The following is a 26,859-nucleotide window of genomic DNA, read 5'->3' as shown; positions in this document are numbered from 1 at the left end:
GAACAGCATGAAAATACTCATTGTGGATGACAGTCATAATGTCGCCGAAACCATTGCCGACTATTTAGAGCTTGAGGGTATGACAATTGATTGTGCGTATCATGGAGAAGCCGCCTTAAAATTAGCGGCTAAGCAACACTATGATGTGATCATCATGGATATCATGATGCCAAAAGTCGATGGTATTACCGCCGTTAAGAAACTGCGCCAAGAGCAGTTTTGTAATACACCGATCCTGTTCCTCACCGCGAAAGATAGTTTGGATGACAAAGTTGCGGCTTTTGAAGCGGGTGGCGATGATTACTTATTAAAACCATTTGCGATGCAAGAGTTGAGCTTACGTGTAAAAGCGTTAGCGAGTCGTGGCCCTCGCCAAGATATAGGTCAATTAAGTTTTGCGGATATCACCATTAATACTCAAACTGACGAAGTCACAAGAGCTGGCGTCGCACTTAAGCTCAGTCGTATTCAGCGTCAAATCTTAAAAGAATTACTACGCCATGCTCCCGCGATTGTTTCACGACAAGAATTAACCGATTCGGTGTGGGGGGATGATGAGCCGAGCAGTGACGCCTTGCGCAGTCATATCTATGGTTTGCGTAGTGCGATCGACAAAGGTTTTGAACAATCCAGATTAGAGACAATTCATGGCCAAGGTTACCGAATCAAAGCATAAGCATTATCCGAGTATTTATCGCAAAATACGCCTAAGTTTTGGAGTGATGACATTATTGATGTTCAGCACTTTTTGGGCGGTGATTTATTTTGCTGAAAACCAGATTGAAATTATTAGCTTACACCATTGGCTCGACACCGAAGCTTCCCGCTATAGCGCAGATTATCAATTGGAAGGGGCGAACGCTCGCCTGCCGCAAGAGGCGGAGTTTTCCTCTTACTGGAGTGAGAAAACACTGCCTGACTGGCTGCAAGACTACAACAAGCCGGGATTTTATGAGCACCTGCTGGGCGAAGAAGATAAACACTTTATTGTAACCGAACATCCTTCTGGTCAAGGAATGCTGTACATCGTCTTTCAAGATGATGCCGATGATTACCTCGATAAGTATGAATTTAGTCTACACAATTCGACCTTTGTGATTGGTGGTTTCATCTCAATACTGGTGGTGTTATATGGTGTTTATGTGGTGCGTTCATTGTCACTGCCGCTCAGTCGTATAGAAGACAAGATTCGCCATATGCCGCCGGATCAGCCGATGTTTAGTGTCGATACCGATTACGCTGAAACGCGTCATATTGAGCAAACCTTGCTGGACAGCAAGATTAATATCTCGGGCTATTTCCAGCGTGAAAAGGAGTTTAGCCGTTTTGCTTCTCATGAACTGCGCACTCCGATCATGGTCATGCGTGGCTCGACCGATTTATTGCGTAAAATTCCCGATCAAGTGCCCTTGGCGAATAAAGCGATCAATCGATTGGATCTTGCTTGTGAACAAATGCGTGTGCTTACTGAAACCTTTTTGTTGTTAGGTAAAGAAGAGATTGACTACCACCATTTGCAAGAGTGCGATTTAGCGGAAGAGTTACAGGCGCAATTGGCCGAAATGTCCCCACTGTTTGCCAAGCAAGATGCCAATTATCAGTTACGCATTGATAGCGCCAGTAACATTGTGGCACCAAAAAGCTTTGTGATGATAGTCATTAATAACCTGATCAAAAATGCCTTCAGTTACAGCATTGGTGACATAGAGGTCGTCTTAGATCGTGCAACATTGGTGATCACAAATCGTCACGCTGGTAATGAAACATATAATGCGGGTTATGGCTGTGGCTTGGTGATTGTGGACCGAATTTGCGACAGGATGGGCTGGGCATTTATCCACCAAGATGATGGAGAGTATTATCACGCACAGATACGGTTTCAATCAGAGGAAGAAAAATCCTAGTCGGTGGGTTATGCGCCACTTTGATTCGACGATGGGTTGTCGCTATACTCGCCGCGATGAAATTTGCTAGGCCGTTGTGATGGAATTTGAATTTGTAAGAAATACCTTAATGGGCGAATACTACGTTAAATGCAGTATGGGGCATGAAATTGTAGGACGTTGGCTGCAAGAAGAGATCGGCAAGGATGCGCAGAAGATTGCGCAAGTCGAACAGCTGATTGATCAGGCTTTGGCTGCACCACAGCAAGAGCACATGCTGCTTGGTAAAGAAATCAGTCTTTCTATTTTGGGCGATGAAGTGACGGTGCAAGAAAACGTGCTGTTGCAAGGTGAAGAGCTTGATGCAGATAGTGAATATGATTTTTATGATTGTGAAAGCACTGCGAGCTGTGGCTTAGAAGACTTTTCACTGGCAATCGAGCAGTGGCAGCGTTTTTTAAATAACCGCTAACAGAGAGTCATCCAGTCTCGTTTAACCGTTCTAGTATTCGGTCTTTATTGACGAAAAAGCGCACCAAGAAAGGTGCGCTTTTTTATGTCGTCATGTTGCTGCTGAGCCAGAACTGTGGCCGCATAGCAAATGATGGCTTAGTGGCACTGTCGATAGTTTTCTAGAGCGCTTTCGAGCATCAAGGTGGTCGAAAAGGCTTCTTGGCGGCTTGGTAATGACATCGTCGTCACTTCAACACCCATCTGGGTCATGTCTTGTAAATCTTGCCAGCTGTAGGCATCACATTGACCCTGGCCCGATTTCGCCAGCTCGATAGCTTGTTGAGTTAATTGCGCCAGCTTATCGATGTTTGCAGCATCGGCAATATCACTTGCGGTGATCACAAAGACCGCTTGAGTCATTTCTGCATAGTTACCATCGCTATCGGTTACTTGATAAGTCACGCTAGAATAGCCTTCTTTATTGGTATCAATGCTTCCTTCTACGTCAATCATATCAGTGATGTCGCCATCTTCAGTGTCGATCGCGGTGACATGATCAGCATGGTTGAATTGGCTTGAAAGTAAAACGTTGGTTGACGCAAAACCGTTCAATGTTGGCTTCTCATTCGACGGATTGTGCTTTTGTAGCGAGCGATCCACCGCTTTTACTGAGTATTGATACTGGCTGCTTTGGCTTACTTTCTTATCTTTGAAGGTGTTGGTGTCTGTAAAGCCAACCAATTGACCATCGCGATAAATTTCATAACCGAGTAGGTGCTCTTCTTGTTCATCACTCACGGTTAAAGTCAGGGTATTGCCTGAGATAGAAGTGATTTTCGCATTGTTAGCATCAGTAAAGCCGTCGCCTTGGTAATCAAACGTTCCACGAACGGTGGCATACCATGTCGGCAGCGCGACTGGCTCCAAGTGGCCAATGTCATGAATGATGACATCGTCCGCAATGAATCCATAGCGTTTGAAATGCTCGCTCATATCCAAGCCAATGATTTTTGAGGTTTCACTGACCAGGTATTCACGATAGCTGTCATGGCTGCTTGAGTCATCAAATGCACGTAAAGATCGGTGCAGTTCCTGCCATAAACCAGGTTTAAACAACTCGAGCTGAACCAACATTAAGGTTTTAACGGTTTCAGGCATCTTGTCAAAAGGCACTTGATTAGAGATGTCTTCGAACGCTTTATCATAGGCACGATTGTAGTTTAAGTTATTCACATGGCGCGCAAAATTGTCTTGGCCAGAGTGTTTATAGGTGAGCACATGATCAGGCACGTTGGTTGATATGTGGTATAGCGGACGTAACATTGAATGCTCAAGTTGATGCGCCATCTCATGCAAATAAATGGAGAATGTCTCTCGTCCCGGATTCTGATGGACGTATAAGAATGGAGACCAAGAAACAACCGGATATTGTGTAAATCCAGGGCTAGCCGATGCCGAGCCATTGTTATCACTATTTTTGATCATATGAGTCATCATCATTGATGAATCAGCGATATCAAACATAGTGAAGAGCTCGCGCGTCATGTCGTTCCATTTTTCAATCGTGCGGCTAGATGATACGCCATCTTGGTTAAATGCTTTGTGCGCCAGCCCAATCGTTTCTGTGTGAATAATATTATCAGTCACAATATCGACCACGCCAATTGTGGAGCGGTCATTGAGATAATCTTGGTAATAGCCGTCAACTAGGTTGCGTACATCAGCATCATCATCACTACCTCTAATCACCGGATAATCTTGGCCACCAGCGATACGAATTTTGGCTCCTGAACCTTGTTGAGGGTTCGCATATTGGTAGTAAATTGGACCACCACGACGAATTTGAGTTTGCATCGAACCACCCGTTAAGAAGGGAACTTCGATTTTATTGTAACCGTGGTTCAAGCGTACAGTTTGATTCCATTCTGTTTCAGGTGTGAGTTTTGGCGCGTATTGAGTAAACACTAATTCAACATCACGATCGGTATCGAACTTCGATTCAGGGTTCTCAACAAAAACATGAATCTCATCGCCAGCCGCCGCCGCGACGCCCGTGACTTGGTAATTATGAGAGAAGTGCATGCCGTTGCGGTCATTAAACTCGATACGGTCTTGTCCTTTATTAAGTTCGACTACATCGGTGCTCAAACTGTCTGGTGCCACAACAAGCTGTTTTGCGATCTCGATATAAAGTAAGAATTCATGCTTATCGTAGCCTTGCTCCCATGACTCTAGATCAGGGAGTTCGACGATTTTCTGCTCAATAAGTAAAATGTCATCAAGAGACAGTGTGTCTTCTTTAAGTGCAGACATGGTTGCGTCAGTGAACCAGCTCATGACAACGTCAAAAGGGGAGACAGAATAAAACTCAAAGTCTTGAGCTCCAGCTTTATCGCCAATGGCCTCATCAAAAACCAGTTTGATACGCTTTGCTTCAAAGGGTTCAAATTCAAACAAAACAACACGAGGAGCATCAATATCAGCAGAACCGGTCGCCATCAAAGAGAAGTTGTTACCTTGATTGCTCTGAGACGCATAAAGACTGAAATGCAAAGCGGAGCCAGTTTGATTTTTCTGACGGGTATAAAAAAAACTGCCGATATTCTCAGTGTTGTTAAATTCGACAATCACTTCATTTTTAAATTGATCGGAATTTTTCTTATCACTTAGCCAAAGCGATGAACTCGAGCGATCAAAGGCAGCATCAAGCCAGCCACCACCGTTGTTTTCATAGCTCAGGGCTTTGAGGATGTAAGGTTCTTTGTTTTGGTAATCCTCACCCCAGCCAGAGGGAGTCCCCGTAAGGGTGAGATCTCGTTCAATATCACCGCTTAAAGCATAAGTTGAAGTACTCAAAAGCATCAGACTGATTGCAGGAATCAGAAGAGGACGTTTTATCATTTTATTTTGACCAATTAATTGTTAGCGAATCATTAATTTCGCTGATGTGATTACTCTATTGGTCGGTATTTTGTTGTAAATTTTACAAAGCAGCGTGTTCTTTAACTTCAAAGTGTGATCTTGGTTCACGTTTTCGCTGGTGATCTGAGGTAGGCATTTTGGTTTTTCCCATTTTCTGTACAGCAAAAGAGATATTTCAATGGGGAGTACGGTGAGAGCACCATATGGGCGCTTCGAGCGTGATCGATAAGGTTGGTTATGGGGTTTTTATGGCGCAGATTGCTTTATATTCGGGAGCACTACGCACCATTAAGGTGCAACAATAACATTACCATTGCTTGTCAACATGCCTTACCTAACCAAAACAATAGCTTAACAAGTTGGCATGCAACTTGGAGTATAAAAATAAAAGACAGCATACCTTGAGAGGAAGCAATGAAACTAATTAATGCCATTATTAAACCGTTTAAATTGGACGATGTTCGTGAAGCGTTGGCTGACGTAGGCATCGAGGGGATGACCGTCTCTGAAGTGAAAGGCTTTGGTCGTCAAAAAGGACATACAGAACTTTATCGCGGTGCTGAATACCAAGTCGACTTTCTACCGAAAGTGAAATTGGAAATTGCCACACAAGCTGAGAATGTTGATCGTGTTATTGAGGCTGTAACGAAAGCGGCGCATACCGGCAAGATCGGTGATGGAAAAATTTTCGTGTATGACTTGAGTCAAGCAGTACGTATTCGTACCGGCGAGATGGACACAGAAGCTCTGTAATAGCTAAGGATAGGAGAATGAATATGGAATTATCATTAACAGTAAGTGAACTACGCTACGCCCTTGACACTTTTTTCTTCCTTATTTCAGGTGCGTTAGTGATGTGGATGGCAGCAGGCTTTGCCATGCTAGAAGCCGGACTTGTCCGTTCAAAAAACACCACTGAAATCTTAACGAAGAACATCTGTTTGTACGCGATTGCTTGTACTACTTTCTTGCTGGTGGGTTACAACATCATGTATGTCGATAATAGTGCAGGAGGGTGGTTACCTTCATTTGGCGCGCTGATTGGTACACAAGGTGAAGGTGCGGATCACTCGTTAGAATCTGATTTCTTCTTCCAAGTGGTGTTTGTTGCCACGGCGATGTCAGTGGTGTCTGGTGCGGTAGCTGAACGCATGAAGCTGTGGTCTTTCCTTATCTTTTCGGTCGTATTAACCGCCTTTATCTACCCAATGGAAGGTTATTGGACATGGGGTGGTGGTTTCCTATCAGAAGCTGGTTTTAGCGACTTTGCAGGCTCTGGTATTGTGCATATGGCCGGTGCATCGGCGGCATTGGCTGGCGTATTGTTACTGGGCGCACGTAAAGGTAAATACGGTAAGAATGGTGAGATTTACCCTATTCCAGGTTCAAACATGCCATTAGCCACGTTAGGTACTTTTATTTTGTGGTTCGGTTGGTTTGGTTTTAACGGTGGTTCGCAGTTAATGGTCTCTGACTTTGAAAATGCGACGGCTGTTGGACAAATTTTCCTAAACACTAATGCAGCAGCAGCAGCGGGCGCGATTGCAGCACTGCTGGTATGTAAAACAACATGGGGTAAAGCGGATTTAACCATGATTTTGAATGGTGCGTTAGCAGGTCTAGTCGCGATTACGGCTGACCCATTATCACCATCACCAATGTATGCTCTTGCTATCGGTGCGGTATCTGGTGTGGTTGTGGTGTTTAGTATTGTTGCGCTCGATAAATTTAAAATTGATGATCCAGTGGGTGCTATCTCAGTGCATGGTGTGTGTGGTTTCTTTGGCCTGATGGTCGTGCCACTAAGCAATGGTGATGCAACATTCACCGCTCAACTATTCGGTGCTGCAGTTATTTTTGCTTGGGTGTTTGGCGCGAGTCTGTTGGTTTGGTGGGTTCTTAAGATGACGGTGGGTATTCGTGTCTCTGAAGATGAAGAGCTTGAAGGAATGGATTTACACGACTGTGGTGTAGGCGCTTATCCCGAGTTCGTGTCACTGAAATAGAAATAAAGTATTACAATTACAGGTGAAGAAAACCTGCCGTTAAAGGCAGGTTTTTTTTGTTTAATAATTGTATTCTATTTGCACATGATTATAATAACGCGACTGATAAACGTTATCATTTAATAATTAAGTGAAAGGATTTCGAGAATGAAAAAGCTATTAACACTTTCGGCACTCGCGTGTGCCACTATCGCTCCGGCAGCAATGGCTGCTGATGAAGTGAATGTCTATTCTTATCGTCAGCCTTTCCTTGTTGAGCCGATGTTTAACGAGTTCACCAAAGAAACGGGTATCAAAGTTAATGTAAAGTTTGCTAAAAAAGGCTTAGCAGAAAAACTGGCCCAAGAAGGCGAATATAGCCCTGCAGACGTTGTTCTAACGGTCGATATCAGCCGCCTGTCTGACCTGACAGAGAAAGGTTTAGTTCAACCAGTGAACAGCGACATTCTTGAAAAGAATATCCCAGCACAATACCAAGATACTGATAACGAATGGTTTGCATTGACCACCCGAACTCGTAGCGTTTACTCCTCGCGTGAGCGTGTTGGTAAACTAGGCCAAGACTTTACGTATGCAGACCTGGTGAAACCTGAATTCAAAGGCAAAATCTGTACACGTAGCGGTAAGCACCCTTACAACGTTTCTCTTGTTTCCGCGATGATCGCCGAAAATGGCGAAGCGGCAACAAAAGAGTGGTTGGAAGGCGTTAAAGCCAACTTAGCGCGTAAGCCTCAAGGTAACGATCGTGCGCAAGTGAAAGCGATCAAAGAAGGTCTATGTGATGTCGCGCTAGGCAACAGCTACTACCTCGGTAAGATGGTTAACGACCCAGAGCAACTCGCGTGGGCAGAGTCGGTATACATTAACTTCCCTAATCAAGAAACCACGGGTACGCACGTCAATATCTCTGGTATGGCGATGGCAAAATACGCACCAAATCAAGAGAACGCTCAGAAATTGATGGAGTTCCTTGCGGGCGATGTTGCGCAAAATATGTACGCAGAAGTGAACTACGAATACCCAGTGAAGCCAGGTGTGAAACCTTCTGAGCTAGTGGCATCGTGGGGTGAATTTAAAGCAGACCCAATTTCTCTTGATAAAATCGCGGATCACCATGAAGCGGCAATCAAGTTACTTGATGAAGTGAAATTTGACCTTTAATCACGTCTAAGGGTATAAATGTATCCCACAAATTTAAAGGATTTGAGGTGTATGTTCTATTGAGCGCACACCTCATCAGCCTGATATGACTAGGCGATGAAAGAAAAAAATAACTTCTGGAAAACCAGTAGTGGGGTGCTTGCCCTGCTACTGGTTTTACCTATCTTAGCGATATTTTTTACAGCGATTGGTGAAACCGATCAGCTCTTCTCTCACTTAATGTCGACAGTGATGGCCACTTACACCTTTAATACGGTGGTGCTGGTTGTCGGTGTGATGTTGCTCTCTCTTCTTTTTGGTATCCCTTGTGCGTGGTTGATGGCAATGTGCCGTTTACCAAGTGAGCGTATTTTACAATGGGCTTTAGTGCTACCGCTGGCAATGCCGGCCTATATCGTCGGCTACATCTTTACCGATTGGTTTGATTTTGCCGGGCCAATTCAGATTGCACTGCGTGATGTGATGGGGTGGCAAGCTGGGGATTATTGGTTCCCAGATATTCGCACCTTAGGCGGTGCGATTATTGTGTTGGCATTAGTGCTTTATCCATATGTTTACCTTCTGTGCCGCGCAGCCTTTATGGAGCAAAATGTTTCTTTATTGCAATCTGCTCGATTGCTGAAATGCTCCCCTTGGCAGAGCTTTTACCGCATTTCATTACCTTTAGTTCGTCCTGCTATTGCCGTGGGTTTGTCGCTGGTGGCGATGGAAACGATTGGTGACTTCGGGACGGTGAGTTATTTCGCGGTCAACACCCTGACCACGGCGGTATATGACACTTGGCTTGGCTATTCTAGCTTAACGGCCGCGGCAAAAATCTCGGTGATCATGCTGGTGTTTGTGATTTTGTTGTTGTCGCTAGAGCGCTACAGTCGCCGCAAACAAAAACTGTTTCAAAGCCAGTTCAGCAGTCGTGAAGATTTTCGTTATGAGCTCCGTGGTTGGAAAAAGTGGTTGGCACTCATCTGGGGCTGGGGCTTGGTGGCCATTGCTTTTATCTTTCCGCTAGGACAACTATGTATTTACGCCTATAAGTATTTCGCTCAAAGTTGGACGCCTGAATTTCAACAGTACGCGCTCAATAGCTTGTACGTTTCATTAAGTGCGGCGGTGATTGGTGTATTTATCGCATTGGTGGTGAATTTTTATCACCGTCTGAGAGCCAGCCGTACTTCTGTTATGTTTATGCGCCTTTCTTCATTGGGCTACGCTGTGCCGGGGACGGTATTGGCGATTGGCGTTATGGTGCCGGTGATCTTTATGGATCATGCGGTTAATGACTTGGCGAAAGCGATGGAGTGGGGACGTCCTGGGCTTATTTTTTCAGGCTCAATGTTTGCGATTATCTTTGCACTGGTTGTGCGCTTTTCTGCGGTGGCGATTGGTAGCATTGAGAGCAGCCTTAGCAAGGTTTCGCCATCGTTAGATATGGCATCACGCACGATGGGTTGTAATCCCAATACCATGCTATTGAAAGTGCATGTTCCCTTGATTCGTCGTGGGGCTTTGATTGCCGCACTATTGGTGTTTATTGAGTCGATGAAAGAGCTCAATGCCTCGCTATTGCTACGCCCATTTAACTTTGAAACACTGGCGACCTATGTTTTCAACTACGCGTCAGATGAACATTTAGAGCTGGCAGCCATGCCCGCTGTGATCCTCGTTCTCGTCGGCCTTGTGCCACTGGTATTGATTAATCGTTCTTTAGAGCAGGTACATTGATGAGCTGTGCACTTTCCATTAATAATCTCACTTGCAAATACGATGAGCAGACAACGATTTTAAAAGAGCTTTCTCTTGAAGTCGAACAGGGCGAAATTATCTGCCTACTGGGCGCGAGTGGTTGTGGTAAAACGACGTTACTCAAAGCGATTGCTGGCTTGCTCCCACTAAGTTCGGGTTCAATGACGTTAAATTGCATGACCATTGATGATGGCGAGAATTGGCTACCGCCAGAGCAACGTAATATAGGAATGATCTTCCAAGATTATGCCTTGTTTCCTCATCTTACCGTTGAGCAAAATGTGGCTTTTGGCCTCAGTCATTTAAGCAAAGATGAGCAGCGCACCATTGTGGCCGAGATGCTGGAGTTAGTGCATCTTACAGGCTTTGGTGAGCGTTACCCGCACCAACTTTCGGGTGGCCAACAGCAGCGTGTCGCGATTGCTCGTTCATTGGCGTATAACCCCGATTTATTACTGCTCGATGAACCGTTCTCGAATATCGACACTCAAGTTCGTCACGAACTGATCGGTGAAATTCGTAAAATCTTCAAACAGCAGGGCGTGACTGCTATTTTCGTTACACACAGCCGTGAAGAAGCCTTTGCCTTTGCCGATAAGATGGCGGTAATGAACCATGGTGTAATCGAACAGTATGGGACGGCGACGGAGTTGTACTATCAGCCATCGAGTAAGTTTGTCGCTGATTTTCTTGGTGGCGGCAGTTACTTAACGGCGCAACGCGTATCGGAATTTGAATATCAAACGGAGCTTGGTTTGATTGAAGCCACTGCGCAAAGAGAGATAGATCTGCAAGCGCAATGTGAACTATTACTGCGTCCACAATATATTCAAATCAGTGCTGTTGAAGAGAGCAGTGTGATCGTGATGGAACAGCAGTTCATGGGTGATCATTGTCGCTATGTGGTCAATGCCTACGGGAATCGCTTGCTGGCGAGTTCCTCTGAGCCATTAGAAATCGGGCAGCCTGTTTCTGTTAAAGTCGAAACTCAGGGTATTTTGGCCTTTTAACGGTGGGTAATGCTTAAGTATTGCGATATTCAATGTTGTTAATTGAACACTCGTTTTAGCCAAGAGAGAGCCGCTGACCACCGTTAAGATAGGTGGTACAAGCAACCCGTAATAAAGAGGTGAAGTTTCCGACTTCGCCTCTTTTTTCTATCACTTCATTGTAAATACGCGTTAAAAACTCAGCCACGCTGATATCCGATTCGTTAGAGATGTCTTCGATCACTTTCCAAAATACCGCTTCCAATCGAATACTCGTAACGACGCCATCAATACGTACAGACTTTGATTTTAAGGCGAACAATTCGACTTCCGTCCCTGAGTAGATCTCACACATATTGAACACTCCTTTTTTTCGGAGCTATTAGCATAATCACTTGGTGAAAAATAACCGTAATCCTTTGGTCTCATTAAAGAACAAAGGGTCAATTATGTTAGGTTAATTGCGTTAGGTTAATTGTTGATTGAATTGTGCAAGCCATGCGGGATGAGCAGGCCATGCAGGAGCGGTAATGAATCGCCCTGAAGTCAGCGCCTGATCCATTTCCAGTTCCATGTAGGTTGCGCCAGCTAATTCGACTTCTGGCTTACATGCCGGATAAGCTGAGATACTTTGACCTTCAATAATATTTGCTGCGGTGAGGAGTTGCGCGCCGTGGCAAATCGCTGCAATGGGCTTCTCTTCTTGGTAGAAAGCTTGTACTAAGTTGATGACATCCGGTTTTAAGCGCAGATATTCAGGGGCTCGACCACCAGGGATAAGCAGTGCATCGTATTGAGTTGAATGCACATTTTGAAAGCTGTGATTAAGCGTAAAATTATGCCCAACTTTTTCGGTGTAAGTCTGGTCGCCTTCAAAATCATGAATCGCGGTTTTGATTTGTTCACCGGTAAGTTTGTCAGGGCAAACAACATCGACCTGATGACCTAACATTTGTAATGCCTGAAATGGCACCATGAGCTCGTAATCTTCAACAAAATCGCCAGCAATGATCAGTACTTTAGCCATGTGGTTTTATCCCTTATGTGGTTGAATTGCTAAATTAACAACTTATTTACAATTAGTGGTAGTAAGGGATTACTACATCAAGTGATTAACGAAGAATGCTGATTGAGAAGTATAAAAAAGCCCAGCGAATGCTGGGCAATGCTCTCATCGTTAGAATGTTGAGATGCTTGGTAAAATCTTAAAGTTGCAGGAACTCTTTTACCTGTTGAACGACACGTTCAGCGGTTTCTTTGTCTGCCATTTCAGCAAAGATACGCAGTAGTGGTTCTGTACCAGAGAAGCGAGCAATAACCCAACCACCATTTTTAAAGTACACTTTAGCACCGTCTTCATAGCTGACTTTTTCGATATCAAAATCGAATTCAGGAAGCTGCTTGTCGACGTAAATTTTGCTATATAGCGCATCTCTGTGGGCAGGTTTAAATTTGCAATCACCTTCAGCGGTATAGGCATAGCCGTATTTCGAGTAGATCTCATCGAGCAGCTCGGAAATTTTCTTACCTGTTACTGAGATCATCTCAACCAACAGGCTTGAGGCGAATACGCCATCTTTACCTTTGATGTGACCACGAATGGTCAGGCCGCCTGAGCTTTCACCACCGATAAGCGAATCATCGGCTTCCATTTGTGAGCTGATGTGTTTAAAGCCTACTGGAACCTCAAAGCTCTTCTCGCCGTGATCGGCAGCAATCTTGTCCAAGATATGCGTGGTCGCGATGTTACGTACTACAGAACCTTTCCAGCCTTTGTACTCAAGCATGTAGTAGTAAAGCAGCATCAGCACTTCATTTGGATGAATAAAGTGACCTTTTTCATCGATGATACCCAGACGGTCAGCATCCCCATCGGTACCGATACCGATGTCGTAGCCTTCATGAGCGACGATGTGCATCAGACGATAAAGCGTTGCCGCACTTGGTGATGGCATCAAGCCACCAAAGTCAGGGTTTTTACCGTCGTTGATGACATCGACTTCACAGCGGCCATTGATCAAAACCGTTTGTAGGGCATTTTTCGCCACGCCAAACATAGGATCGATCAGTACGCGTAGATTGGCTTTTTTGATCGCTTCGATGTCGATGAAGTTAATGATTGAATCGACAAAGGCGTTCATTGGGTTGATGATTTCAACCAGTTGGTCAGCCAGCGCTTGTTCAAAATCGACACTTTTCACTTGTTCAGCGGTTAGAGTCGCAATCTGCTGTTCCACTTTTTGTGTGATGACTTCATCTGCATCACGGCCACCTTCAATGAAAATTTTAATCCCATTGTAGTCAGCAGGGTTGTGCGAAGCGGTAATGCAAGCAGAGTAAGCACAGTTGCGCTCTTTTGCTTCAAACATCACGATAGGGGTTGGAACAAACTTGTCGATGAAGCTGACTTTAATGTTGTTAGCTGCAAGAACTTCAGAGAACCAACATGCAGCTTTGTCAGACAAGAAACGACGGTCATAACCGATGATAAAACCGCGTTCAGCGACGTTTTCATCGTTAATAATATTAGAGAGTGCTTGGGCAACAAGACGAACGTTGTCTTTGGTAAATTCTTCACCAATGAAGGCGCGCCAGCCGCCTGTACCAAATTGGATCATGGGATATTCCTTAGGAAAGAGGGCAGCAGCGTGACTGCTGCCCATCAGATTAGCCTAGTGTTACGATAACTTCGTTTACTGAGCCTTCCGCTTGAACCGGTACAGCAGTACCCGTGATTTGCTCGCCATTGAGCGTAATAGATTTCACGCCTTTGCTGACTGAATCTGGGTTAACAACTTGGATGTTGTACGTTGCACCTAGCCATTGACGAGTCACTTCAAATCCAGGCCAGTTAGTTGGGATACATGGATCGATAGTTAGACCATCAAAACCGGTACGAACACCAAGAATAAAGTTAGTCACAGCGAAGTAAGCCCAACCTGACGTACCAGTTAGCCATGGGTGGTTTGCACGACCATGGTCTTGGTGGTCACGACCCATGATGAACTGAACGTATGAGTATGGTTCTGCATAACGTTTTTCAATCATGTCGTTTTGGTTGTATGGGTTTAGTGCATCGTAGAACTTCATTGCACGGTCACCACGACCTAGTTTTGCTTCCGCAACCCATGCCCATGGGTTTGGATGCGAGAAGATAGCGCCATTCTCTTTCACGCCTTGGTAAACGCGAGTCACAAAACCGATGTCATCATTTGGCGTTGCAAATGATGGTGAGTTTAGGTGCAGGCCGTATTCTGAGAATAGATTCTCATCAACTGCATCCATCGCTTTTTCACCGCGCTCTTGAGAAACCGCACCAGATAGTACTGCTAGGGTATTCGACTCAAGGTGTACACGGCCTTCCGCTTGTTGCGCAGTACCGATCTTGTCGCCATTCTTAGTCAAACCACGGATGTACCAGCCGCCTTCGTTATCCCAAAGGTGTGTTTCACACGCTTCGCGAACATTGGCTGCCATGATGGTGTATTTTTCTTCATCTTCTTTTTTGCCCAAGAATTTCGCTAGATCGATAAACTCTTGTAGTGCCCAGAAGTGCAGGAATGACACCATTGAAGACTCACCACCGCCTAGGTTTAGACAGTCGTTCCAGTCAGCGCGTAGGCCTTTACAGATACCCGTTTGACCCACGTATTCCGCAGAGAAGTCCAGTGCCGCTTTCATGTGGTCGTATACAGTAGCAACGCCACCATCTGCGTATGGGATCATTTCATTGAAGAAGCTATGCTCACCCGTTTCCATCACATACTTACAGATAGTCGGAACTAGCCATAGGTGGTCATCAGAACAGGTATCTTCAATGCCGTGAATCTTGTCATCATCAGAAGGCGTTGGTACCACGGTTGGCGATTTAGATGGTTTAACATCCGCTTTCTCTGGATCAAACCAATCAGGATCAAATAGGTGCAAACCGTAACCGGCTTTTACTTGGCCGCGCAGTAGATCAACCAAACGCTTACGCGTCATCGCAGGGTTGGCGTGTGGTACCGAGATTGCGTCTTGCGCAGTATCACGGTAACCCAAACCCGTACGGCCGCCCACTTCGATGAACGAAGCAAAGCGAGACCAAACCACACACGTTTCAGCTTGGTAAAGAGTCCAAGCGTTGATCATGGTGTCTAGGCCTTCGTTAGGCGATTTCACTTGGAACTTCGCGCAACGCTCATCCCAGTGTGCTTTGATGCCAGCGAATGCGTTGTCCACTTCAGCAATATTTTGGTATTTCGCACGTAGACGCTCACCATTGCCTTTACCGATACCAAGGATGTAAGCAAAGCGCACTTCTTGGCCTGGTTGGATAACAAACTGCTTATGTAGAGAGCCACAATGGTTGTAACAAGTTTGTGCCGTGTTGAAACACTTGCCTTGCTCTACCGCTAGCGGGTTAGCTTCATCGCGGTATGCGCCAAGGAAGCTATCACGTTGACCGTCGTATGAATCTGGGTCAAACGTTGATGCTAGGTAGTAGAAACCTTCGAAATCGTTGGTGTTGTAGTAAAGATCGTATTCGATCACGCCATCGTTGTAAGACGTACCCGCAGAGTACAAAGACATCTGGTGGTTTTGGTTGTCAGATTGGATATGGCTGAAAGAGAATTCAACAAAAGAGAAAGCACTGATAGTACGTGGCTTATCTGACGTGTTTTTGATCACAACATCCCAAACTTCCGCGTCTTCGCCTTTAGGAACGAATAGCGTTTTAGTTGCTTCAATGCCGTTGTAATCACACTTGAATTTCGAGTAAGACAGGCCGTGACGAACTTCGTAGCTTGCTTCATCTAGGCTTTTCGCAACTGGCTGCCATGAGATTGACCAGTAATCGCCAGTCTCATCATCACGCAAGTAAACGTAGTGTCCTGGGCGATCAAATGTCGCATTTGGACGGAATTTTGTCACACGGTTGTACTCTGGAGAGTTGTAGAAAGAATAACCGCCAGCATTGTGTGAGATAACAGTACAGAATTTTTCTGTACCTAGGTAGTTCGTCCATGGTGCAGGCACGTCAGGGCGAGTAATGACATATTCGCGATTGTCGTTATCGAAATAGCCGTATTTCATCTTAATTTCCTTTTTACCAAGAGCCACTCTTAGGTGGTTAAAATTTTAAGCTAGAGAAAATAACTAACAGTGTTATGTGTTAGCTTGTTATTTTTTATTTCCACGGTTGACGGTATTCGACACCCTGTTTATCAAGTAGGGGGAGATGACCTTTCAATCGGGATAAATAATCTTGCCAGTTTCGTTGTGGCTTATCGGTCCAGCAGGCTTCTGCCATCGCGGTTAAGCGCGGGAAAATCATGTAATCCATACGTTGTTGGTGGGTGACAATTTCACACCACAAAGCACATTGAATACCAAGAATGCGTTTGCGAATTGGGTCGCTATCGGGCACTTCTTTTAATGGCTCATAACGGTAAGCGCTTTCTAGCGGAATGGTGCTAGCCCAATCGACACCGGGTTCGTCTGGGGAGTAATCCTGCGTCATGTCCAAATAGGTGTATTGGGCTGGTTGCAAAATGACATCAAAGCCTTGGCTGGCACAGTTGAGGGCTGCCTCTTCACTGAGCCAAGAATAAATAATGGTGTCTTTGCTAACCTTGTTGCCATGCTGCGCTTCTTCCCAGCCGACCATGCGCTTACCAAGGGTTTGTAGGCGTTTTTCTGCATAGCGCAGTAAGTGGCCTTGTAATTCTTTCGTGTTTTGATAGCCATGTTGTGCCATTAATTCTTGGCAGCTTGGGCTATTGACCCACACACCATCGGGTACTTCATCCGCGCCAATGTGAATCCAAGGTGATGGGAACAACTCGGCAACTTCTGTTAGAACGGTATCAAGAAATTCGTAAGTGCCCGGCAATGCTGGTGACAGCACGTTGTCGGTGTAGTGCTGAATACTGCGATAGACCGATTGGTCTTGCTCATCTTTCAATAGATGAGGCAGTGCTTTTAGTGCCGCACGGCAGTGGCCTGGAATATCAATCTCAGGAATGACGGTGATGCCACGCTCTGCCGCATAGGCGACCACATCACGAATTTCTTCTTGGCTATAGAAGCCGCCATGCACATCATTCAGTGTGCTGAATTGTGGTTCCAAGGCAGTGCCTGGGCCACGAATTGATCCGATTTCGGTCAATTCAGGGTAGGCTTTAATTTCAATTCGCCAACCTTCATCATCGGTTAGGTGCCAATGGAAGTGGTTAAATTTGTAGTGTGCTAAATGATTGATTAAACGCTTCACTCGCTCCGTAGGGTGGAAATGACGAGCGCAATCCAGCATCATGCCGCGATAACGAAAGCGTGGAGTGTCATTGATTTGAACGTATGGCACTTTTAGCGTATTGGGTTGGTCAGTCTCTTGCACGAGCTGCAGCAATGTCGCACTGGCATGAACAAAACCCGCCGTTGAGCCCGCCTCTAAGCGAATCCCAGAATGACTCACGGTCAGGGTATATTCACCTTCGTCTAACGTTGGATTATTGCGGAATAATATGTCGCTGTGACCAATGGGATGCGTCTTAAACGCGTATAGAGAATCCAATTCAATTTGTAGCCAAGTCGCCGCTTTTTCTGCCAGATTCGCCTGTAAGGTAATTTGGCTGTTTGGCGATAATAAATAGTGACCATCCATATGGAGGATGTTATTTGGCTTAGGGATCAACGCGCATTGGGAGGCTTCAACCTCAGGAACAGAACTGCGGTCACGATAAGGGGAAGCGAGAGAAATCGGCGTGAGACTCACAGGATGCGATACTTGACCATTTTTCTCTACGACAAGTGCGTCTTTAAAACCATCGGTGTAGAAACGTAGCGGAGCCGTATTGATGCTAAATTCACAATAATAGTGAGCATTGGCTTCCAATACGATAACGTCAGGCGTCACCGTACAAAAACTACCGATTTGACGTATTTCAGCATGGGTAAAACTGTCCGGCAAAATGTGTCGATCAATAATGAATTGCAGCGTCCAATCCACCAGATCTTGGTCTGATAAGTTGTGCAATGTTAAACCAAAGCGACAAAACTGTTTTTGCTCGGAGAGAACGGTAAGATCAACACGATAGCTCATATATAAATCCTTAATACAGATTATGCTCTGGTTTGCCTGCAAACATCATTGCGCCTTCAATTGCATCAAATTGAGGGGCGACAATCCATTGCTGAACTGGCGGTGAAAGCCAATTTTGAATGCGTTCAGCAATACTACCCATCAAGCAAATACGTGTTGCGCCTTTCTTATTTAATGCGATGAGGTACATCTCGATATCCGCTGCCGTAAGTTTTAGCATCGAAATGGCAAGAGCATCACCACGGTAAGCATGCTCAAAAATCGCCGGAGAAAATTGACCGTAGTCTTTTGGTATTGCGCCCTTTGACCATTCGACAATCGCATCGACATCGTTGTTGAAGTGACTTAAAACATGGCTGGCAAGCGGGGTCTTTTCTACGATGCCATCGTACGCAAGTAAGACTTGTTGAATTAAACGAAGCCCCATGACTGCGCCGCCACCTTGATCGGATATCGGAAACTCACGACCGCCCACCACATGTTGCTCGCCACCTTTAAGATAGATGCCACATGAGCCCGTGCCGCCAATCATGATTGCGCCATCGTCACCGTTATGCGCACCAATGCACGCACCGTAAGCATCAGTATTCAGTGTTAGTGAAGCAAACGGGTGTGATTGCGCCATAAATTGTTGCCATGAGGCTTTATGTTCGGCCCCCGCCAGTGCTAAACCGACGTGCATGTCAGCGAAATCTTTTTCGCTGAGTCCACCTTGTTTCGCTGCTAAGGTGATCGCTTCGACAATCGAAGCCATGGCAATCTCGGTGCCCAGCATGATGTTGGCGCTGCCACTTTTCGCTTCGCCAATAAGCGCTTTCTGTTCATCACGAATTCGAGCACGGCAAGAGGTGCCTCCTCCATCAATACCCACATGGTATAGCGTCATGACGTTAACCCTCTAAGCCGTCAAAATGATCAAATTGACAGATGATCGCGAGTAAGTACCACGCTCCGTGAGGGATCCATTGTTCACCCCAACGCCAGTTTTGCAGCATGTCATCTTTCTGCTTCGCGGGGTTGAAAGCGATATCCTCTTCATCTTCAAAGCCACCCGTTACTCCGTTACAAACGCCACCTTTGGCATTAAAGAAGCCTAAATGTGGTAAGTAATCGGGGTTATTGTGGCCGTGACCATCGAGCATGCACATGTTGTATGGGTTCTGTCCCACGATCCAATTCAATGTATTTTGAGCAAATTCAATCAGTTTTTGTTGCTGTGTTGCATCTTTCGCGTAGTTTTTCGCTAGGAAAGCCATGGTCGCCAAAGAGCCTAGACGCGCATTTTCACCCTGCCACCAGTAACCCGTCTCATTGTCGTGAGCGACAAAGAAAGCGGCACGCTTTTCATCATTAACCGGTTTAACATATTGGCGTGGGTAACCAAATGGATTCGCCACTTGGTGAGAAATCGTTAGTTCAAAGTCAATCGCTTGTGCAACCACTTGTTCAATGCTTTGCTTTAAGGCTGGGTCACTTTCAAACGCGAGGTATTCACATAATGCAATGACGGGTAATCCGGCTTCCGCTGCGTGAAAGTATGGACGTGTGCCATCTTGGTTTGCTGACCAATAGTGGTCGAATTTGTCATCTGACATTTGACGCTGGGCGAGTCTTTGTGCCCAAATGCGGCTTTCTGCCAGGAAATCACTATTTTGAGTTGTACGGTAAAGCTCAACCGTCGCTAATAATGCACAGTATTCATCAATGATGTTTTCTTCACCATCATTGAGATATTGGCTATTCATTTCTTTTAGATGCCAATAACCTTTTTCTGCCGCGAGTAAGTATTCTTGAGCGGAGAAGTCGCCTGTCACATTAAGGCGAGCGGCGGCAGCAAGTGCAGCAATTGAAATGCCACCACCTTGTCTAAAGCCTGCTTGATAATCTTCGGACTTATGGCCTTGTTGAGTGGCATAAGCACAGATTTCGCGTTGGTTGATATCTTTAGACCATTTATCAAAAACGGTCATGTAAAAGAAGCCTTGTGGGCTTTGCATTCTCATCAAGAAATCAGCGCCGAATAGTGCTTCTTCTATAAGGCGTACGCGAGAATATGACGCAAATTTTTCATTCTCACTTGCTAACTCAAGCCCTTTAAGCATGTTCCAAACCACCATAGGGGTTTGTTGAGGATTGAAGTAGTTAGCGTAAGATAAATGACTTAAGTATTTACTGACGTCACCAGACGCATCATACCAACCGCCATGCGCATCGATGGTTTCGTCGCTACCGAGTAGGCGAGCTTGCTTATCTTGCTTATCGAAAATACCGCCACAGCGTTGAGATTTGAAATAGTGCAGCACGTCAGAGAACGTGTGTTGCATCAATACGCCTTGGCCAATCTCGAACACTTCTGAACGAATATTGTCAAAGCGTAAGTAGTAATTACCAGGTGTTTGAAAATCAGAAAAATCAATGCGAAAAAAATTCCCTTGGTGCCAATGAGCGACTTTACTGCCTTTTTGGACATGTAACGTTGCTACTGTTTGATGACTATCAGCGCACACCAGCAAGGCAGTGGTAGTCGACTGGCGCGTCTTTTTCGTCATCAAAACAGCCTGCTTTGGCCCAAGGGATTCATAACCAATATGGTTAGTAATTAGCAGCATTGATATCTCCGCAAAAAATTCTTTAATGACATGGGTAAATTATGAGAGCCAAGAGATTCGTTCTCTTGGCTCTTGTGTGCTTAGTCTTCGTAGAGATAACAGCGCACAAAGTGGTTTTCAGATAACTGCGTTACGCTTGGTAGGCGTTCACGACATTTATCAGTGACATGAGTACAACGGCCAGCAAAAGGGCAACCTACTGAGTGAGGAGTCCAAAGAGGAATCTCCCCTTTATTGCCTTTCAATTCGGTATGAATTGACTTGCTTGGATCGGGTACGGCAGAAACCAATAATTGCGTATATGGGTGTTGAGGATCATGAATGATCTCTTCAGTGTCACCCCATTCAACCATGTGACCGACATACATAACCGCAATATCTTCAGCGATGTAACGTGCTGTTGCGATGTCATGGGTGATGTAAAGCAGAGACATTTCTTTCTCAAACTTCATCTCTTCCATCAGGTTAAGAACACCAGCACGAATTGAAACGTCGAGCATTGACGTTGGTTCATCTGCAAGAACCACTTCAGCACCAACGGCGATGTTACGCGCGAGGTTGACACGCTGACGTTGACCACCGGAAAGTTGGTGCGGGTATTTTTCCGCTGTTTCTTTTGGTGGGATCAAGCCAACTTGCTCTAGCAAATCGTAAACGCGCTCTTCCAGTTCTTTTTGATTGCCAGGCTTGATCTTTTTATGAATCAAGAGTGGGCGAGCAATGTGGTGGAAGATGTTGTGCGTTGGGTTCAATGAACCAAACGGGTCTTGCCACACCATTTGCACGCCTTCGCGGTAGTGCATAAGATCGGCTTTAGACGAAATATCAAGAATGTCACGACCTTTGTATTCGATCGTACCTGATGTTGGCGCATACATTTTTGCGATCATTTTGGCGGTGGTTGATTTACCTGAACCAGACTCACCTACAACCGCAAGGCCACGACTTTTGTACATTTTGAATGATACGTCGTTAATCGCACGCATCATTGGTTGTTTTAGAGCGTTACTACTGATTGGAAAATCTTTGATAAGATTTTTACCCTCAATCAGTAATTCGCCATATGCTTTGCTCATAATTGACTCCAGAAATTCTTAGTTTTCTTTATTAATTGCTAGATTTTGGTCTGGGCAATTGGCTCACCATAAAGGTGGCAGTTTGAAAAATGACGAGGCTCAATCTCTCTTAACTGCGTAGCCACTTGAGTACATTTGTCATGTACACGGTCACAACGTGCCTGGAAACGACAGCCTTGTGGAATTTCTAGCAAGTTCAATGGGTTGCCAGGAATGCCCGTCAGCTTGGTTTTCGGTCCAGTTAATGGAGGGAATGAACTTCCCAGCCCTTTGGTGTACGGGTGATAAGGGCTAGTTAAAATTTCCTTCGATGGAGCAACTTCGATCAATTCACCTGAGTACATGATGCCGATACGGTCTGAGAACTCGACCATTAATGAAAGGTCATGAGTAATAAACAGAATCGAGAAGCCGAACTCTTCTTTTAGTGCATAAATCTTTTGTAGAATCTCACGCTGAACCACAACGTCTAGTGCTGTTGTCGGTTCATCCATGATGATCATTTTTGGGTTAAGCGCTAATGCAATCGCGATAACCAAGCGTTGACGCATGCCACCGGAAAACTGGTGAGGGAAATCCGTTAAGCGGTTAGGGTGGATATCAACGATTTCCAATAAACCTTCTGCGCGTCGGATTGCTTGCTCACGAGTCATGTTGGTGTGGCGCATAATCACGTCACAGAACTGCTCTTCCATCGTCAATACTGGGTTTAGTGCGTTCATCGCACTTTGAAACACCATCGACATCTCGCTCCAGCGGAACGATTGCATGCGTTCATCGCTGTAATTGAGGATATTTTCGCCATTGAAAATCACCTCACCGCTGGTGATAAACGCTGGCGGCTTATGTAGACGCATTAGCGAGAAAGCAACCGTTGATTTACCACAACCAGATTCACCAGCTAGACCAAAGACTTCACCTGGTGCTAGGTCAAAACTTACATTGTTACAGGCGCGGACATCGCCCGCGGCTGTGATGTAGTCAACGCAAAGGTTGCGGACGGAAATTAGTGGGGCTGTCATAATTATTTATCTCCGCTCCAAAGTGCATTTTGTGGTGGCAGTTCAGGCTCACGCTCTTTGTGGTCTTGCTCAGCAAGTTTTTTCCAACGCTTCATGCCTTTGTGCGAGCGAAGTTGCGGGTTGGCAATTTCATCCACGGCGAAGTTAAGCAGAGCTAGGCCAGTCATCAAGAAAATAAGAGCCAAACAAGGTGCAAGCAGTTCCCACCACGCGCCGATTAGCATAGAAGACGACGTTTGTACGTTGTACAACATGATGCCCCAGCTAACAGTGTTCGGGTCACCAAGACCTAGGAACGAAATGGTGGCTTCCATCATGATTGCGTACATTACAGAACCGATGAAACTTGCGCCTACGATAGGGATAAGGTTTGGCAAAATCTCAACAAAGATGATGCGCCATGAAGATTCACCCAATACTTCAGCTGCTTTAACGAACTCTTTTTCACGTAGGGCAAGAGTTTGAGAGCGAATAACACGTGCCCCCCAAGCCCAGGCGGTAAAGCCGATTATCATCGCAATGGTTAGTGGCCCTGCCTCACCGATAAATGCCGCCAGTACGAACAGCAATGGGTATTGTGGGATAACCAGCATGATGTTCATTGCTGCGGTTAGGAAGTCATCAATACGACCACCAAAGTAACCCGCCGAGATACCGATAACCGTCGCCAGGAAACAAACGGTGATACCCGCGCCAAAACCAACAGATAGCGATACGCGTGAACCGTGTACAAACTGAGACCACACGTCACGGCCCATACGAGATGTACCCATTACGTGATCCGCTTTCTTTGACATTGCCAAAGTACGGCGGTCATCAGCCAGGTTTGTTGCCACCCAGCCATCAGGGTTTGTCTGTGCCGCTTTTACTAACGCTGATGGGTATTCATGTGGATTACCGCTGCGTTTATCTGGCGCATGCTTTGCTAGTAGTGGTGCAAAAATGGCCATCAAAATGAAAGCACTGAGAATGATACTTCCGACCAATGCCATCGGGTTACCGGTGATAAGTTTAAAAATACCTTTCATAATTATTTGCCTCCCTTACGTAGGCGAGGGTCAAGAACTACGTAAAGCATGTCTGCAAGCAGGTTAAAGAACAGCATGAACAATGTCATGATAAGTAGCTGACCTTGAAGTACTTGGTAATCACGTGCTTTGATTGCGTTGAATAGAACAGAACCTAGACCTGGGTAGTTAAAGATGATTTCGATAATCAACTGACCACCGATTGCCATACCAAGAGCCATTGAAAGTGCCGTTACACTTGGTAGCATCGCGTTACGTGCAGCGTAGTTAAAGACAATGCGTTTCTCGCTTAAGCCTTTGCCTTTTGCCATCGTGATGTAGTCTTCTGCTAGCAGGTTAATCATGTTGTTACGCATGTTGACCAAGAAGCCACCAATTTGAACGATGGTTGCACACACCAGCGGTAGTACTGCGTGATAAGCGACATCTTTGATGAACTCAAAGCTTGTCCAATCCGGAGATGTACCAGGCGTGTACGCGTAACCGGTTGGGAACCATTTAAGTCCAATCGCAAAGGTAAATAGAGCAATCATGGCGATAACAACTTGAGGTACCGCTTGGATAACAAGCATGCCTGGAGTGATAAATGCGTCATATTTACTGCCGCGTTTCCAAGCTGCGTAGATACCTAAGATTGAGCCAAGAGAGAATGAAAGAACTACTGCAGTACCTGCTAGGAATAGAGACCAGCCAAATGCACCGCCAAGTAGAGTGTTTACTGATAGAGGGTAGAATTGAATCGAAGTACCCAGCTCCCAGCTAAGAATGTTTTTCATGTAGGCAAAGTATTGTATCCAAATTGGACCATCTACGAAGCCAAGTAGTTGTTTCATTGCCTCAATACGCTCAGGTGTTACCTGAACCGAAGCGTTAGCAAACATCATGGTAACGGGGTCACCAGGCATTGCTCGTGGAATAATAAAGTTCAATGTTGCCGCGACTAAAAGAGCGACAAAATAAAATGACAAACGTCTTAAAAAATAACCCATAACTTACCCTTACTCACCCAGATTTTCCCTGTTCCTGGTGTCAGGTCGCCCAGCGAAACTACAAATTTGAGCGTAAAAAATCCCCTGACGCAGAGCGCCATACCATACATTGCTAACAGGAGGGGGATAGGCGACGCACAGAATGTGCGCCGCTATATTGAATGTCTAACTTACTTAACTGGTTTTAGGTCCAGTACGTGTAGTAGACGCTCAGGGATACCGTCCCAAATGTTTGGACGACCCTTAGGATTTTCTTCGTTCCACCAACCAGAGAAGCGAGTTGTATTGTATTGGTACATGTATGCACCAGACATTACTGGAATCGTTACTTGGTCAGAAGCGATGATTTGCTGGATACCGTGTGCGATGTCTAGCTGTTCAGTCTTATCAGCTGTTTTGTAGAAGCTGTTAAGTAGACCATCTAGCTTGTCGTTTTGGTAGTAGTGCAAAGCAAAGCGTGGCATGCCGTCACCAGACTGAAGTGCTGAGTTGTAAGCACTGTTCCAGTATAGGTGTGGATCCGCACCGTGGAAGTAGTTGGTGTATGCTACGTCGTACGTTGCTTCTAGCATCGCTTGGTTGTACACAGAGAAATCTGGAGTACGTGCTTTTGCTTTGATGCCAACTTCAGCGAGTTGCTCAACGGCAAGTTGAACTGTGTTGTTGAAGTCAGTCCAACCGTTTGGAGATTGGATTAGAAGCTCGAAAGACTTACCTGATGGAGTGTCAACGAAACCGTCTTTGTTCACATCTTTAAAGCCAGCTTTCGCTAGTAGCGCTTTAGCACCTTCAACGTCGTACGTGTTGAAGCCTTTGTATTTAGCGTGAGTTTCTTCGTCAGACCAAGTCTTAAATGCGTAACCTAGACCAGAAGCGAAGTCATTCACTGTACCGCCGCCGTAGAATGCGATGTCGATAATAGTTTGACGGTCAATAGCCATAGAGAATGCGCGACGGAAGTCAACGTTAGTTAACGCTTCGTTCTTAACTGCATCTGGGTGCTTAAAGTTAACGACGAATGACTGTGTACCTGATGGCGGGTACCAGTATTGGTGGTTAGGACTTGCTGCTGCGTAAGTACGGTCGATATCTGGAACGAACGATGAAGTCCAGTCCATTTCGCTGTTTACAACTTTACCTAGGAACTGGTCGTTGTTCGCGATTTGAGGAACGCGTAGACAGTCAACTTCTAGGTTATCTGCATCCCAGTATTGAGGGTTACGACACTGAGTGTAAAGCTGTGGAGTAAAGGTATCAATTTCAGTAAACGGACCAGTACCTACTGGATTTTCGTTTGTGAACGTTGATGGATCTTTTACTTTGCTCCAGATATGTTCAGCAACTACAGGTACTTTAACAATTTCGTAAGCAGCGTTTGAGTTTGCTTCTTTGATGTTAAATTTAACTTGGTAGTCGTTAACTTTTTCTACGCTAGTTACCCAAGCATTGATACCACTTTGGTCTAGTTCAGGTTTTTCTTTTACTAGTTCAAAAGAGTAAACAACGTCATCAGCGTTGAATGTTTCGCCGTCAGACCATTTAACGCCTTTACGGATATCGAAAACAACACTTAATAGGTCGTCAGAAACGGTAAAACCTTCAGCTAGACGGAATACAGGCGTGTTGCCGTGCATTTCGTTGAAGACTACTAGCGGCTCGTATAGGAAGTCACGAGTCGTGTGTAGGTTAGTTGCGCCTAGGTACGGGTTAAAGTTACGTACAAAAGTTGTGTACTCTTTAGGGTGGATCGTTAGTTCACTTTTTTCTGCTGCTGTTGCTACTGATGCAAAACCAGTAGTTGCTGTTGCGATAATCGCTGTTGCTAGTGCAGTTTTTTTAATGTTGGCAAGCATAGCTGTTCCTTACTATTTGCTTTCATTTCACTAATGGATGA

At 45.4% G+C, this 26,859-nt stretch carries 21 protein-coding genes; 8 read left to right on the top strand and 13 right to left on the bottom strand.

Annotation, left to right across the window (positions count from 1 at the left end; all coding sequences use genetic code 11):
* Positions 1-7: 7 nt before the first annotated feature.
* From OJ16_RS11605 to OJ16_RS11595, 3 genes are all read left to right on the top strand, one after another.
* A complete protein-coding gene (locus tag OJ16_RS11605; RefSeq protein ID WP_040990830.1) occupies positions 8-676 on the top strand; it encodes a response regulator transcription factor in 669 nt (222 codons plus the stop codon).
* On the top strand, positions 648-1,904 hold the full coding sequence (locus OJ16_RS11600) for a sensor histidine kinase (RefSeq protein ID WP_040990828.1): 1,257 nt from the start codon (positions 648-650) through the stop codon (positions 1,902-1,904). The genes OJ16_RS11605 and OJ16_RS11600 overlap by 29 nt, the downstream gene beginning before the upstream one ends.
* 79 nt (positions 1,905-1,983) lie before the next feature.
* Positions 1,984-2,355, top strand: coding sequence for a YacL family protein (locus OJ16_RS11595; RefSeq protein WP_040990826.1), 372 nt, complete (start codon positions 1,984-1,986; stop codon positions 2,353-2,355).
* A 137-nt stretch (positions 2,356-2,492) separates the two neighbouring features.
* On the opposite strand, the gene OJ16_RS11590 is transcribed toward OJ16_RS11595, so the two are convergent.
* Positions 2,493-5,237 carry an immunoglobulin-like domain-containing protein gene (locus OJ16_RS11590; RefSeq protein WP_040990824.1) on the bottom strand — a complete coding sequence of 915 codons (2,745 nt, stop codon included), beginning with the start codon at positions 5,235-5,237 and terminating at the stop codon, positions 2,493-2,495.
* A 435-nt stretch (positions 5,238-5,672) separates the two neighbouring features.
* Between OJ16_RS11590 and OJ16_RS11585 the strand changes: the two genes are divergently transcribed.
* From OJ16_RS11585 to OJ16_RS11565, 5 genes are all read left to right on the top strand, one after another.
* Entirely contained in the window at positions 5,673-6,011 is a 339-nt protein-coding gene (locus OJ16_RS11585) for a P-II family nitrogen regulator (RefSeq protein ID WP_006713864.1), read from the top strand.
* A 23-nt stretch (positions 6,012-6,034) separates the two neighbouring features.
* Complete coding sequence (locus OJ16_RS11580; protein WP_040990822.1) at positions 6,035-7,264, top strand: ammonium transporter; 1,230 nt, start codon at positions 6,035-6,037, stop codon at positions 7,262-7,264.
* Positions 7,265-7,411: 147 nt separating this feature from the next.
* Positions 7,412-8,425: a Fe(3+) ABC transporter substrate-binding protein gene (locus OJ16_RS11575; protein WP_040990820.1), complete on the top strand. Its 1,014-nt coding sequence runs from the start codon at positions 7,412-7,414 to the stop codon at positions 8,423-8,425.
* 96 nt (positions 8,426-8,521) lie between these two features.
* The gene (locus OJ16_RS11570; RefSeq protein ID WP_040990817.1) at positions 8,522-10,147 is read left to right on the top strand and encodes an ABC transporter permease; all 1,626 of its coding nucleotides are present in this window, start codon (positions 8,522-8,524) and stop codon (positions 10,145-10,147) included.
* Positions 10,147-11,178, top strand: a complete 1,032-nt coding sequence (locus OJ16_RS11565) for an ABC transporter ATP-binding protein (protein WP_040990815.1) — start codon at positions 10,147-10,149, stop codon at positions 11,176-11,178. The genes OJ16_RS11570 and OJ16_RS11565 overlap by 1 nt, the downstream gene beginning before the upstream one ends.
* Positions 11,179-11,233: 55 nt before the next feature.
* Here the strand turns inward: OJ16_RS11565 and OJ16_RS11560 are convergent, their stop codons facing one another.
* From OJ16_RS11560 to OJ16_RS11505, 12 genes are all read right to left on the bottom strand, one after another.
* Positions 11,234-11,512, bottom strand: a complete 279-nt coding sequence (locus tag OJ16_RS11560) for a ribbon-helix-helix domain-containing protein (protein WP_040990812.1) — start codon at positions 11,510-11,512, stop codon at positions 11,234-11,236.
* 111 nt (positions 11,513-11,623) lie between these two features.
* Positions 11,624-12,184 (bottom strand): DJ-1/PfpI family protein, encoded by a 561-nt coding sequence (locus OJ16_RS11555; protein ID WP_040990810.1) that lies wholly within the window; start codon positions 12,182-12,184, stop codon positions 11,624-11,626.
* Positions 12,185-12,362: 178 nt separating this feature from the next.
* Complete coding sequence (locus OJ16_RS11550) at positions 12,363-13,775, bottom strand: phosphoglucomutase/phosphomannomutase family protein (protein ID WP_040990808.1); 1,413 nt, start codon at positions 13,773-13,775, stop codon at positions 12,363-12,365.
* A 49-nt stretch (positions 13,776-13,824) separates the two neighbouring features.
* Positions 13,825-16,233: a GH36-type glycosyl hydrolase domain-containing protein gene (locus tag OJ16_RS11545; RefSeq protein WP_040990806.1), complete on the bottom strand. Its 2,409-nt coding sequence runs from the start codon at positions 16,231-16,233 to the stop codon at positions 13,825-13,827.
* Between the two features lie 94 nt (positions 16,234-16,327).
* The gene (locus tag OJ16_RS11540) at positions 16,328-18,241 is read right to left on the bottom strand and encodes a beta-N-acetylhexosaminidase (protein ID WP_040990804.1); all 1,914 of its coding nucleotides are present in this window, start codon (positions 18,239-18,241) and stop codon (positions 16,328-16,330) included.
* A 10-nt stretch (positions 18,242-18,251) separates the two neighbouring features.
* Positions 18,252-19,127, bottom strand: a complete 876-nt coding sequence (locus OJ16_RS11535) for an N-acetylglucosamine kinase (protein WP_040990802.1) — start codon at positions 19,125-19,127, stop codon at positions 18,252-18,254.
* A gap of 4 nt (positions 19,128-19,131) precedes the next feature.
* Positions 19,132-20,850: a glycoside hydrolase family 9 protein gene (locus OJ16_RS11530; RefSeq protein WP_040990801.1), complete on the bottom strand. Its 1,719-nt coding sequence runs from the start codon at positions 20,848-20,850 to the stop codon at positions 19,132-19,134.
* Between the two features lie 80 nt (positions 20,851-20,930).
* Entirely contained in the window at positions 20,931-21,926 is a 996-nt protein-coding gene (locus tag OJ16_RS11525) for an ABC transporter ATP-binding protein (protein ID WP_040990799.1), read from the bottom strand.
* 38 nt (positions 21,927-21,964) lie between these two features.
* The gene (locus OJ16_RS11520) at positions 21,965-22,948 is read right to left on the bottom strand and encodes an ABC transporter ATP-binding protein (protein ID WP_040990797.1); all 984 of its coding nucleotides are present in this window, start codon (positions 22,946-22,948) and stop codon (positions 21,965-21,967) included.
* A 2-nt stretch (positions 22,949-22,950) separates the two neighbouring features.
* Positions 22,951-23,976, bottom strand: coding sequence for an ABC transporter permease (locus OJ16_RS11515; RefSeq protein WP_040990795.1), 1,026 nt, complete (start codon positions 23,974-23,976; stop codon positions 22,951-22,953).
* 2 nt (positions 23,977-23,978) lie between these two features.
* Positions 23,979-24,965, bottom strand: a complete 987-nt coding sequence (locus OJ16_RS11510; protein WP_040990793.1) for an ABC transporter permease — start codon at positions 24,963-24,965, stop codon at positions 23,979-23,981.
* Positions 24,966-25,135: 170 nt separating this feature from the next.
* Positions 25,136-26,818 carry an ABC transporter substrate-binding protein gene (locus OJ16_RS11505; protein WP_040990790.1) on the bottom strand — a complete coding sequence of 561 codons (1,683 nt, stop codon included), beginning with the start codon at positions 26,816-26,818 and terminating at the stop codon, positions 25,136-25,138.
* Between the last annotated feature and the right edge of the window lie 41 nt (positions 26,819-26,859).

This window comes from Vibrio renipiscarius, assembly GCF_000827885.1.
In the GTDB taxonomy this organism is placed as follows: Bacteria; Pseudomonadota; Gammaproteobacteria; order Enterobacterales; family Vibrionaceae; genus Vibrio; species Vibrio renipiscarius.
This window is presented reverse-complemented; position numbering and strand designations above follow the sequence as displayed.

Coding starts and splice junctions, on each gene's coding strand:
- OJ16_RS11605 (WP_040990830.1), top strand. CDS start 8: ATGAAAATACTCATTGTGGATGACAGTCATAATGTCGCCGAAACCATT.
- OJ16_RS11600 (WP_040990828.1), top strand. CDS start 648: ATGGCCAAGGTTACCGAATCAAAGCATAAGCATTATCCGAGTATTTAT.
- OJ16_RS11595 (WP_040990826.1), top strand. CDS start 1,984: ATGGAATTTGAATTTGTAAGAAATACCTTAATGGGCGAATACTACGTT.
- OJ16_RS11590 (WP_040990824.1), bottom strand. CDS start 5,237: ATGATAAAACGTCCTCTTCTGATTCCTGCAATCAGTCTGATGCTTTTG.
- OJ16_RS11585 (WP_006713864.1), top strand. CDS start 5,673: ATGAAACTAATTAATGCCATTATTAAACCGTTTAAATTGGACGATGTT.
- OJ16_RS11580 (WP_040990822.1), top strand. CDS start 6,035: ATGGAATTATCATTAACAGTAAGTGAACTACGCTACGCCCTTGACACT.
- OJ16_RS11575 (WP_040990820.1), top strand. CDS start 7,412: ATGAAAAAGCTATTAACACTTTCGGCACTCGCGTGTGCCACTATCGCT.
- OJ16_RS11570 (WP_040990817.1), top strand. CDS start 8,522: ATGAAAGAAAAAAATAACTTCTGGAAAACCAGTAGTGGGGTGCTTGCC.
- OJ16_RS11565 (WP_040990815.1), top strand. CDS start 10,147: ATGAGCTGTGCACTTTCCATTAATAATCTCACTTGCAAATACGATGAG.
- OJ16_RS11560 (WP_040990812.1), bottom strand. CDS start 11,512: ATGTGTGAGATCTACTCAGGGACGGAAGTCGAATTGTTCGCCTTAAAA.
- OJ16_RS11555 (WP_040990810.1), bottom strand. CDS start 12,184: ATGGCTAAAGTACTGATCATTGCTGGCGATTTTGTTGAAGATTACGAG.
- OJ16_RS11550 (WP_040990808.1), bottom strand. CDS start 13,775: ATGATCCAATTTGGTACAGGCGGCTGGCGCGCCTTCATTGGTGAAGAA.
- OJ16_RS11545 (WP_040990806.1), bottom strand. CDS start 16,233: ATGAAATACGGCTATTTCGATAACGACAATCGCGAATATGTCATTACT.
- OJ16_RS11540 (WP_040990804.1), bottom strand. CDS start 18,241: ATGAGCTATCGTGTTGATCTTACCGTTCTCTCCGAGCAAAAACAGTTT.
- OJ16_RS11535 (WP_040990802.1), bottom strand. CDS start 19,127: ATGACGCTATACCATGTGGGTATTGATGGAGGAGGCACCTCTTGCCGT.
- OJ16_RS11530 (WP_040990801.1), bottom strand. CDS start 20,850: ATGCTGCTAATTACTAACCATATTGGTTATGAATCCCTTGGGCCAAAG.
- OJ16_RS11525 (WP_040990799.1), bottom strand. CDS start 21,926: ATGAGCAAAGCATATGGCGAATTACTGATTGAGGGTAAAAATCTTATC.
- OJ16_RS11520 (WP_040990797.1), bottom strand. CDS start 22,948: ATGACAGCCCCACTAATTTCCGTCCGCAACCTTTGCGTTGACTACATC.
- OJ16_RS11515 (WP_040990795.1), bottom strand. CDS start 23,976: ATGAAAGGTATTTTTAAACTTATCACCGGTAACCCGATGGCATTGGTC.
- OJ16_RS11510 (WP_040990793.1), bottom strand. CDS start 24,965: ATGGGTTATTTTTTAAGACGTTTGTCATTTTATTTTGTCGCTCTTTTA.
- OJ16_RS11505 (WP_040990790.1), bottom strand. CDS start 26,818: ATGCTTGCCAACATTAAAAAAACTGCACTAGCAACAGCGATTATCGCA.